Annotated in this window: 2 protein-coding genes; one reads left to right on the top strand and one right to left on the bottom strand. The window is 68.1% G+C overall.

Annotated elements, in window-relative coordinates:
* The first annotated feature begins 221 nt into the window (after positions 1-221).
* Entirely contained in the window at positions 222-1,397 is a 1,176-nt protein-coding gene (locus JMF90_RS27150; RefSeq protein WP_011548080.1) for an acyltransferase, read from the top strand.
* Positions 1,398-1,778: 381 nt separating this feature from the next.
* Here JMF90_RS27150 and JMF90_RS27145 read toward each other — a convergent pair.
* Positions 1,779-4,071 (bottom strand): glycosyltransferase family 4 protein (locus JMF90_RS27145; protein WP_201325654.1); only part of this gene is annotated, 2,293 nt, incomplete at its 5' end.

The raw sequence follows: 4,071 nt of genomic DNA, 5'->3' as shown, positions 1-4,071 counted from the left end.
ATCTTGCCGCTCCTTGCATCAATCAACTGGAGCTTTCAAACTATCAGAAAAAAATCGGCAAATAATTCGCGCCCCTCGACGAACCGCTTTCGCGGCCGGGATAAATCCATGATGTGGAATACCGATATTTCCGGGCGAGATTTTTTTATTCATTGACCGAATTCTTGCGCATTACGATTGGATCAAACTTCCCGTCCATCCGTCGCAAGGAATCGAATCGCATGCAAGCTTTCAGCGGATCGTCTCTGGCCGCGCCGCCCGTCGCCGATCACAAGGAACACGTGATCGACGCGATGCGCGGCTTCGCGGCGCTGCTCGTCGCCTATTTCCACTGCCGCCAGGTCGTCTGGGTCGGCATGCAGAGCTTCCATCATGCTTACGGTCATGCACTCAGCCCGGGCGTGATCGCCGGCTACCTGACCTTCCCGTTCGCATGGGGCTCCGCCGGCGTCCCGATCTTCTTCGTGATCAGCGGCTACTGCATCCACCGCAACGCGGCGCTCAAGCTCGCGGCCAACCCCGCGTACCGGCTCGACGCGCCGAACTTCTGGGTGCGCCGCTTCGCGCGCATCTACCCGGTGCTGCTCGCCGCGCTGCTGTTCACGCTCGCGCTCGACGCGGTCAGCCTGCAGATCGAGCCCGTCAGCCACAAGATCCGCGACGTCGGCCTGGTCGCGTTCCTCGTGAACCTGTTCTCGCTGCAGGGCGTCGCCGGCTACACGTACGGGTCGAACGGCGCACTGTGGACGCTGTCGCTCGAAGTGCAGTTCTATGCGATCTATCCGCTGCTGTTCGCGCTTCGCCGGCGCATCGGCATGCCGGCGGTCGTGGCCACGGTCGCGCTCGTCAACGTCGCGTCGGCGTGGCTGCTCGAACGGCACGACCTGCAGTTCTTCACGTCGTACTGGCTGTCCTGGACGATCGGCGCATGGATCGCCGACGTGCGCGCGCAGCAGTCACGCGACACGGCCGTCGTGCCGTCGCGCGCGTGGTACGTCGCGGCCGCCGTGCTGCTGGCCGCCGGCTGCGGCGCGTTCCATGTCGGCCAGTACGGTGCATTCCAGCTGTGGTCGGCCGGCTTCGCGTGCTTCCTGTACCGCGCGCTCGCCCGCCCGCCGCGCCCGACGCCGCCGCTGCGCGTGCTGAGCTGGTTCGGCGACTTCAGCTACTCGCTGTACCTGATCCACCTGCCGCTGTTCGTCTGCCTCGGCTCGGTGCTGTTCCACTCCGAACTGCAACTGTCGATCTGGCCGTCGTTCGCGTTCATGGCCGTCGCGATTCCGGTCGCGTACCTGTTCTACCGGATGTTCGAACGACCGGCGATGATGTGGTCGGCCAGCTTCAAGCCGACCCGCGCCGCCCGCGTCGTCGCGTCGACGCCCGAACAGGCCGTCTGACGCGGGCCGGCCGGCCCGTCCGGTCTCGGAGCCCTCGTGCGGCGTCTCGCTGCGCGGGGGCTTTTTCACGGCCGGCACGCGGTCGCGGGCCGGTTCGACAAGGAACGGCAGCCTGCCGCTCTCCGACCGCGCTACGCCCCGCGTAAGCCGTCTCTGCGGGGTTTGCCGCGGCACGACTTCAACGGTCCGCCTGCCCGCTTCGCGTTGCCGATGGCTCGATCCGGGTTTCAGATGACGGTCGGCCACGCTCGCGCCCGCCGCGGATTCGCGACGCAAACACACCCGTCTGCCGGAGCCAGACACCTCGCCCGCTGAAAAGCAAAGCCCCCGCGCAGCGCAACGCCGCATGGGGGCCCCTTTCCCGCCGGCTCGCGCCGGCTGCTACTTCTTCGCGTTCGCGGCCTTGGCGGCTTTCGCCGTATCCGCGAGGATCTTCTCGACCCGCTCCACGTAGGTTTCGGTCCCGAACCGGCGCACCGCGGTCGCACGCCCGCTCGCGACGAGCCGCTCGCGCAGCGCGCGGTCACGCTTGAGCGTCGCCAGCGCATCGGCCAGCGCGGCCGCGTTGCCCGGCTCGCAAAGCAGCCCGTTGTCGCCGTCCTCGATGATCTCGACGACGCCGCCCGCCCGCGCCGCGACGACCGGCCGGCGCGCGAGCATCCCCTCGACGATCACGCGCCCGAACGGCTCCGGCGTGATCGACGTGTGCGCGACAACGTCGACCGCCGTCATGCACGCGGCCACGTCGCGCTGGAACCCGAGGAAATGCACGCGTTCGTCCATCCCGTGCTGCGCGACGAATTCGTGCAGTTGCGCCGCATAGTCGTCCTCGCCGAACAGCGGCGCGCCGACCAGCACCACATGCATGTCCGGGTGCCGCGCGGCGGCCTCCAGCAGCACGTGCTGCCCCTTCCAGCGTGCGAGACGGCTGAACGAGCCGACCAGCCAGGCGTCCGCTGGCAGCCCGAGGCGCGCGCGCAGCGCGGCCTGGCTCACGCCTTCCAGCGCGTCGAACGGTTCGGCCGAAATGCCGTTGAACACGACGTCGACGTGCTGCGGCGTGAAGCCCGTCAGCGCGCGGAACGCCTGCGCGGAAGCGTCGGAGTTCGCGATCACGCGCGTGACGCCGAGCCGCGCGCAATACTTGATCGCCTTCAACTGCTTGCCGCCGAAATGATCGGTGCTGACGATGTCGCGCAGGTGCCAGACCACCGGCTTGCGCGCGAGCCGCCCGGCGAGCGCGGCGACCACCATCGCGCGTTGGGTGTTCGCGTAGATCACCTCGGCGCGGCGCGCGCGCCGGGCGACGTCGCGCACCAGCCGCACGAGCTGCTTCACCGCGCCGAACGACACGCCGCCCTGCTTGCGCACGCCCGCGAGCGCACCCTGCTCGACCACGTCGACGCGCGCACCGATCTCGTCGAGCGCCGCGCGGAACGGACCGTCGGCGAACAGCAGCACGTCGGCGTTCGCGCGCATGTGTTTCATGATCTCGAGCAGCGACAGCTCGGCGCCGCCGAGCACGCCGCTCTGGTCGAGCACGAGCGTCGCCGGGCCGCGCGCGGCCGGCAGCGGGGCAGCCGTGCCGCGCTGCGCGGTCGAACCGGGCAGCGCCTGCTCCACGTAGTCGAGAAAGCGCCGCCGGAACGTGTCGGCGGAAAAGCGCTCCGCGTTCGCGCGGCACGCGTCAGGCGTGAAGCGCTGCGGCGCACGCTCGAAATCGTCGACGGCCGCGACGATCGCGTGCGGCGTCTGTTCGTCGAAGAAGAGGCCGGTCGGGTGCAGGTTCGATTGCGGGTCGAGCACGGTTTCGAGCGCACCGCCCTTGCCGTACGCGATGACCGGCGTGCCACACGCCTGCGCCTCGACGACCGAGATCCCGAAATCCTCCTCGGCCGCGAACACGAACGCCTTCGCGCGCCGCATCCGGTCGTGCAGCACCGCGAACGGCTGGTAGCCCATGATCTCGACGTTCGGGCCGGCCTTCGCGCGAATCTTCTGCATCTCGGGGCCGTCGCCGATCACGACGAGCTTGCGCTCGGGCGTGCGCGAAAACGCCTCGACGATCAGGTCGATCTTCTTGTACGGCACCATCCGCGACGCGGTCAGGTAGAAATCCTCTTTCACCGCGTTCAGCGAGAACGCGTCGACGTCGACCGGCGGAAAGATCACCGCCGCGTCGCGGTGATAGACCTTCTTGATGCGCCGTGCGATGAACGCGGAGTTCGCGACGAAGCCGTCCACCGCGTTCGCGGTGCGCGTGTCCCAGTTGCGGATGTAGTGCAGGATCATCCGCGCGAGCAGCGATTTCGGCCCGTGCGTGAGGTTCGACTGTTCCAGATACTGGTGCTGCAGGTCCCACGCATAGCGGATCGGCGAATGCACGTAGCTGATGTGCACCTGATCCGGCCCGGTCAGCACGCCCTTCGCGACCGCGTGGCTGCTCGAGATCACGAGGTCGTACTCGGACACGTCGAGCTGCTCGATCGCGAGCGGCATCAGCGGCAGGTAGCTGCGGTACTTGGTGCGGGCGAACGGCAGCTTCTGGATGAACGACGTCCTCACCGGCTTGCCGCGCACGAATGCGCGGTCGTCGAGAAAATCGACGAGGCTGAACAGGTCCGCGTCGGGAAAGCACGCGACGATCTGTTCGAGCACGCGCTCGGCGCCCGCA

Source organism: Burkholderia sp. E168m23 (assembly GCF_016586125.1).
Lineage (GTDB): Bacteria > Pseudomonadota > Gammaproteobacteria > Burkholderiales > Burkholderiaceae > Burkholderia > Burkholderia orbicola.
The sequence above is the reverse complement of the archived record's forward strand: the minus strand, read 5'-3'. Positions and strand labels throughout refer to the sequence as shown.